The organism is Colidextribacter sp. OB.20 (genome assembly GCF_009911595.1).
In the GTDB taxonomy this organism is placed as follows: domain Bacteria; phylum Bacillota; class Clostridia; order Oscillospirales; family Oscillospiraceae; genus Lawsonibacter.
In genome coordinates this window covers 1-6,513 of the sequence record NZ_QWKG01000113.1, presented here as the reverse complement: position 1 = coordinate 6,513, position 6,513 = coordinate 1, and the positions used below count along the sequence as shown (strand labels likewise).

Below are 6,513 nucleotides of genomic sequence, written 5' to 3'. Positions count from 1 at the left end.
GTCAACCAGCTCCGCGACGAAATTAACCGTATCGCTGACAGCGCCAACTTCAACGGCATCAAGCTGCTGGACGGCTCCCTGGCCACTGAGGGCGGCTCCGCCGCTACTTCCGTGGGCAAGATCGAGGGCATTGGCACCATTGACATCGATGCCACCAAGGCAGCATATGGAACTAAGGCTGCTGTGCCAACAGCCCCTATAGCCAATGTTGGAGATAAACTGACTGCTACAGTCAGTTTGACTGATGCCGATGGCAAGGCCACTAAGGAAATTACTGTTGAGCTGACCTGCACCGACATAACTGGCAACGGCAAATATGAGGATGCCGATGGAAACGAATATACTCCGGCCGGTAAAACCGCAGAGGATGCTGCAAAGATGTTAGCTGAGGCCCTGAACAAAAATGCCGATATCAAGGCTAATTTTAAAGTCAGTGTTGCCGATGATACTGAGCCTGCCGTAGCTGCTGAAAATGGGTTGCGGTTTGATGCGAAAGCTGCTGGCTCCAGCACCATGAAAGTCAGTGCCATCAACATCTCCACAACTGCCAAGGGCGCTGATCCCGTTATAGTTGTTAATGGTGTTCAGTCTAAGGCTGGCGTGGACAGCTATCAAACCCTGGATATCACCAAGGCGAAAATCTATGTTGGTGAAAAGGGAACTCCGACTGCGGGCAAGAACGGTACCACTGATCTGGAAAAGGCTATCTTCAGTATTAACGGCAAGAAGTTTGCTTTCATTGATAGAAGTCAGGTCACCGATGATATGCTGGCCGAGTTGAAGGCTGGCGGCACAGTCCACTTCCTGGATGTGACCAGTGATGACTGGGCTGCGGCTATCAATGCTGATCTGAAAGACGCTGTCAACAAAATCGGCATGGAGACCGGCCTGAAAGCTGAGCTTGGTGCTACAACCGAAGGCACAACGAACACTTTCGCCGCCGATGCTACTGCAGCTGGCAACACCGCTGGCGTCAGCATTGCTCTCAAGGCCAGTGCCGGAAAGGTGGCTGGCGGCGGTCTGACCCTCCAGATCGGCGACACCAGCGACGACTACAACCAGCTGCGGGTCTCTGTGGGCGACATGCACTGCAAGGCTCTCGGCATTGCCAACCTGAGCATTGCCACCCGTGAGGATGCCGCCGCCGCGATCCAGACCGTCAAGGACGCCATCAACAATGTTTCCTCCGTCCGCGGCGACCTGGGCGCTTACCAGAACCGTCTGGAGCACACCCAGAACAACCTGTCCGTGATGGCTGAGAACATCCAGGACGCCGAGTCCACCATCCGCGACACCGATGTGGCCGAGGAAATGATGTCCTACGTGAAGAACAACATCCTGGTTCAGTCCGCCCAGGCCATGCTGGCTCAGGCAAACCAGGTGCCCCAGGGCGTTCTCCAGCTGCTGGGCTAATTCACACTTTAACGCGCAGAAATACTCCAGGGGGCCGGGCCTATGCCCGGCCCCCTTTTTTCAAAAGAGCGGGCACATAATATGCACCCCTACAGTCAGAACGCTCTGTAGGGGTGCATATCATCCGCCCGAAAAAGGAGAGAGAATTGTGGAAGAGTAAACGCCTGTTCTGCGGTATATTATGATCGCTGTTACCAGCCGGCGGGCAGAATACCCATCATACCAAGAATTGCATAGACCACCGTGCCGCCATACAGGATAACAATCAAAACCTGCATTGGCTTGCTGGCCATCCAGCCGCAGTTCCAGACGGGCTCAAAGTCGCCGCTTTTGCGGGCTCTGTTAATCATGAACACGGGGAGTATGGCCATGATGGCGGCGCAAAACGTGCCGGAGAAATAGATGGCATCCACAAAGCCCACCAGATTGCCGAACACCAGAACCAGAGGAATCCCATACACCACGAGCATAATGGGCACACGGATCGCGTTATCAGAGTCCGACCGGAACTTAAAAAAGTCCACAATGCTGGAGATCAGCGTCTGAGAAATGGGGCAGAAAGAGGTAAACATGGCGATCAGGGCGAAGATATTTGCGGTGTACAGCGCCCAGGAGCCCAACGCCTGTCCCCAGGCGATTGTAGCGACCTGGCTGATCTCGTCAGCGGGAGAGATGACAAAGCAGCCGAGGGGCACCAGAACCAGCAGAGCCGCAGTGATAATCTGGCCTGCCAGCATAGCGGGCGCCAGCTTTTTGGGGTCGTGGGACAGGCCGCGGGCCAGGTCAGGCACCAGGTACTGGCCGATATAGCTGAATGCAGCTACATTAAAAATGGGGATTGCATAGCTCCAGTTGGAGACAAACAGGCGGCTCAAATCGGCATCCTTGCTGATCAGAGAGGCCCCGCACAAGACAATCAGCATGATGGTCATGGCGATGGACAGATATTTACCAGCCATGCCGACAGCCTTTAAGCCAAAGAAGACCACCAGCATTCCAGGAATCAAAAACATCAGGGTTCCCACCCAGCCGGGGATGCCGAGCAGGGTGTTGATAATGTTGCCGCTGCCGTTAAAATAGGCGATCAGGCAGCTGAAGGCATTCAGCGTAACCGCAAGGAAGACAAGAATTTTTCCAACTGGTCCTACATAACGCTCAGCCAGGCCGGGCAGCTGCATCATCCTGCGGGTACGCAGGGCGGTCTCAGCCACATAGTACATGGAAAACAGGGTGGTGATGCCGGAAACGATCAGCCAGAAGGTAATCACCGGGAAGCCGGCCAGACGGGCAGAGTATGCGGTACCCAGACAGCCGGAGCCGATCCCGCAGCCGACCACGGCAAAGGTAACCTCTAAGGGGGTCAGTTTACGAACCTTCAGCGAGCCCTCTTCAAACTGGCTCTCTGCTGCGGCAGTGTTTTTATTTTCGCTCATGATGCGCTCCTTTCCAATCCTTTACGAATTACAGAATCGATCAATATGTGTTCAAAGCGTCCATTGAGAATGTGTTCTCTTTAAAGTCGTTCATGTAAGGAATCCGGCTGCGGATTTCCAGGATCTCGTCCAGGTTAAACTCGTGAATCAAAAGCTCCTCCTCCGTTCGGGAGGCCATCGCACGAATTTCTCCGTCCGGTCCGACCACCATGGAGCTTCCGCAGATATTGTCGCCGACCGTGTTGCAGCCCACCATAAACAGCAGATTAAACAGGGCATTTGCCTGCAGATCCACATGCCAGCGGTGCTCTGCCGGATTTATGCTCCACACGGAGCAGTCCACAATGATGTCCGCACCCTTCAGCGCCTCAATGCGGGCGGGCTCCGGATACTCCACATCGTAGCAGATCAGCATGCCTACATTGCCGAACTTGGTCTTTACCACAGGGAAGCGTTTGCCCTCGGCAAATTTCAGCTTCTCCTCGCCCCAGGCGTAGACCTTGCGCATATTTTCGATGACCTCACCGTTGTCGTCAACAAAAATACAGGAGTTATACATTTTCCCCAGAACCGGCCCCATTTCAGGGTAACCGGCAATGATATGAATGCGCTTCTCCCTGGCTTTTTTCCTCAGCTGCTGCACAAAGGGGCCGTCCTGGGTCTCCGCCAGCTGCTGCATCTGATATGCGGGGCAGAAGTATCCAGAGTACGCCAGTTCAGGAAATACGATCAGGTTGGCCCCAGCTTCAGCCGCTTGGTCAGTCATTTGAAGCATCCTGTCTAAATTGGCCTTCGTGTCTCCCTGGATCGACGCAAACTGTCCCAGGGCTACCTTGACCAGTCTTTCATGACTCATTCCAAAAACCCCTTTCAATGTTCCCTCTTAAATTTTTTGTTGGAATATTTATACTGCCAAGCTCCGGCGGGCGCCTTCGCCAGAGCTGCCGCGGATCAGGTCATGATCCCTCCTGGTGGTAAAACTTAATCTCCTCCCAATATTTCTGCCTGTTGCGCAGATAAGCGGAGGAGCCCTTAAAATCGTAGTTGCTGACCAACGCGAGCAGCACCGAGAGCAGACTGACTGTCGGGGCTGAGTTGTCCGCGAAAAACAGCTTTTCGTCGTGAGCATATAGACTGTGCTGGGCCCGCTTGGCCAGGGGAGAGAGGGGAGAATCTGTAATTGCAACACTGTGCGCCCCTCTTCGGATCACCGCATCCAGTGTGCGCACGGTGACCGCAGGGTAAGGTGGGAAGCTCATCGCGAGGATTACGTCCTCCGGCCCCGCGTCGGCCGCCATATCAAAGCTGGGGGCATGGGTCGCGTCCAACAGATAGACCTGGTCCCGAATCCAGCCCAATGTGCTGGCAAAATAGCAGGCAATGCCATATTCGCTGTGTGTTCCAATCACATAGACCCGCCGGCTGGTGGCAATCTGCTCTATAATGCAGCTCAGCTCCTGCTCATGAATCGACAGCAGCGTCCGTTCAATGCTCTGGATATCGGAGCGCATAGAGCGAATCACAGTCTGCATCATGGAGCTGTACGTCTTCAGGTCGCCGGTCCTGCGAAACCGGTCCATCTGCGACAGCGTTCCGCGTACCGCATCCTGAAGGTCCCTCTTCATGTCGGAATACCGGCTGTATCCCATGTGGTTTGCGAAGCGGATTACCGTCGCTTCACTTACGGAGCACGCCTCCGCCAGCTGCGCGGCGGTGAGGGAGTCGACGCTCTCCGCGTTTTGAAGAACATATTGGGCCACCATCCTCTGGCGGCTGCTCAGTTTATTCAGCTCCTTTTGAATACGTTCCAAAATCATACTGCATGGCCTCCATCGGATCATGCCCTGTCATCAAAAACACACAAATTTGACTGTTTTTCTTACTTTTAGTGTAATGAATGATGGTATTTGTGTCAACTTCAAAGCTTCAGATTCTCTCTTCGTAAAATTGACAAAATCGAGATTTCCACTTTGTGCAACCTTAATAATTTTTTCCTCGTTTTTGTGGAATCCCTATTGCGTTCTTCCCCAGTCCGTGAATGATTTTTCTCCACTTCATTCAAATATTCTTTCTTCCCCGTCAGTGCGGCAAAAGGTCCTGCCCCTCCAGGCAGTTCCCCCGGCGCCCGCTACCGCTCCAATTCCGCGCCAGCCACCTCTAAAAACACCCGCATCGCCCGGCTGATATATCTTCCCTTCTTACAGGCTATATAGACCGGCCGGGTCGCTAATTGGTCATTCAGCTTATAGAAGGCCATATTGTCGGTGCTGGGCAGATAGCGGCACAGCTCAGCCCGCATGAACACCGCCCCAGCCCCGCTGCTGGCAATAAAAAAGGCTGTCAAAAGCTGATCCAGCTGCATAGCGATTTTTGGGGTAAAGCCTGCCCGCTTGCACATTCCGATGCTGCGCTGATACATGTCGTTCCCCTTTTTCATAATCAAAAACGGGACATCCCGGAGCTCGCCCAGCGGCACAGCGGGAACAGCATCCTCCAGGTAGTGCTGAGAGCGCACGTCGTCAAAGCTGAGCCGATAGTCCTTCAGCCGGTCATTGACCGAAAATGAGGCAGGAACACAGAGAATAATATGCTCCGTCCCAAGAAAAAACTTTTGTATATTCGTATCCTCCGCATTCAGGGCGGTCTCCAGAATCAGGTCCAGCGCCGAGCTCTGAAGCCCCTCCTTCAGCTGCGCGATATTGCCCTCCTGAAGATTGATCTGTATGCCGGGATACCGCCGCTTAAACTGACCGATGATTTCTCCCAAAAAATAGCTGCAAAAATAGCTGCTTCCGCCGATGGAGAGCACCCCGCTTTTTAAATCCGCAATGTCCTGAAAGTAGTCGGTCATACTCTTTTGAATCGCTATGATTTGCTCAATGCTGTGGATATAAAATTCTCCCTCCTTCGTCACGGTGATTGGAACGGTGCTGCGGTCGAAGATCGGACAGCCGATGCTCTCCTCCACCTTGCGGATCATGGCGCTCAGGGTGGGCTGTGTCACAAACAGCTGCTTGGCCGCCTTGGAAAAGCTGCGGTGCTGATATACCGCATAGACATATTTCATCTCGTTGAACATAGATCGGATACTCCCATTTTTCAGATTGACCGGCGCAGTCCCCGGAGTCTTTAGCATACCAAAAAGAGCCTTCCGGCGCAATCCACCTTGCAGTCAAAGAACAAGCGTCCCTACCAAACGATAGGGACGCTTGTGTATAACACCGGAAGCTTATTTCTCCAGGCAGACCATCTTGCCGTCCTTGACAATGACGACCTCTTCCGCAGTGCCCTCGTCGAAGATGACAGTGGGGTTGTACTGCACCATGTCGATGTGGACGGTGGAGCGGGCGGGCTGGCCATAGTAGAAGCCGTTGCCCATGGCGATGTGGCAGGTGCCCCGTGCCTTCTTCTCCTCCTCAAAGTCGCCGTTGAACATGCAGGCGGGGTTCAGGCCGATGCCGATCTCGGCGATGTTGTCCGAATCCTTGACCTCGGCGATCTGCCGGCGGATCTCCTTGCAGATCTTGGCGTCGCCGCCCAGAACCTCCACAATCCGTCCGCCCTCGATCTTCAGCTCCACGGGGATGGTCGGGCAGCCGTAGTAGCAGATGGGGCCGTCGATGACCAGCTTGCCGTGGGTGGTGTCCACCACGGGACCCAGGGAGAC

Annotated in this window: 5 protein-coding genes and 1 pseudogene; 1 reads left to right on the top strand and 5 read right to left on the bottom strand. The window is 54.1% G+C overall.

The window, feature by feature from the left end:
- Positions 1 to 1,413 (top strand): flagellin (locus D1641_RS19805; RefSeq protein ID WP_279285722.1); only part of this gene is annotated, 1,413 nt, incomplete at its 5' end.
- 191 nt (positions 1,414 to 1,604) lie between these two features.
- Here the strand turns inward: D1641_RS19805 and D1641_RS18395 are convergent.
- From D1641_RS18395 to D1641_RS18375, 5 genes and pseudogenes are all read right to left on the bottom strand, one after another.
- A complete protein-coding gene (locus D1641_RS18395) occupies positions 1,605 to 2,846 on the bottom strand; it encodes an aromatic amino acid transport family protein (protein ID WP_160668392.1) in 1,242 nt (413 codons plus the stop codon).
- Positions 2,847 to 2,886: 40 nt separating this feature from the next.
- The gene (locus D1641_RS18390; RefSeq protein WP_160668390.1) at positions 2,887 to 3,702 is read right to left on the bottom strand and encodes a carbon-nitrogen hydrolase family protein; all 816 of its coding nucleotides are present in this window, start codon (positions 3,700 to 3,702) and stop codon (positions 2,887 to 2,889) included.
- A 100-nt stretch (positions 3,703 to 3,802) separates the two neighbouring features.
- Positions 3,803 to 4,663: a MurR/RpiR family transcriptional regulator gene (locus tag D1641_RS18385; RefSeq protein ID WP_160668388.1), complete on the bottom strand. Its 861-nt coding sequence runs from the start codon at positions 4,661 to 4,663 to the stop codon at positions 3,803 to 3,805.
- Positions 4,664 to 4,974: 311 nt separating this feature from the next.
- The gene (locus tag D1641_RS18380) at positions 4,975 to 5,925 is read right to left on the bottom strand and encodes a LysR family transcriptional regulator (RefSeq protein WP_160668385.1); all 951 of its coding nucleotides are present in this window, start codon (positions 5,923 to 5,925) and stop codon (positions 4,975 to 4,977) included.
- 150 nt (positions 5,926 to 6,075) lie between these two features.
- A pseudogene (locus tag D1641_RS18375) lies at positions 6,076 to 6,513 on the bottom strand (aminopeptidase); the annotation flags it as partial.

Excerpts from the sequence above, each read along its gene's own strand:
- D1641_RS18385 (WP_160668388.1), bottom strand. The coding sequence starts at position 4,663 with ATGATTTTGGAACGTATTCAAAAGGAGCTGAATAAACTGAGCAGCCGC.
- D1641_RS18395 (WP_160668392.1), bottom strand. The coding sequence starts at position 2,846 with ATGAGCGAAAATAAAAACACTGCCGCAGCAGAGAGCCAGTTTGAAGAG.
- D1641_RS18390 (WP_160668390.1), bottom strand. The coding sequence starts at position 3,702 with ATGAGTCATGAAAGACTGGTCAAGGTAGCCCTGGGACAGTTTGCGTCG.
- D1641_RS18380 (WP_160668385.1), bottom strand. The coding sequence starts at position 5,925 with ATGTTCAACGAGATGAAATATGTCTATGCGGTATATCAGCACCGCAGC.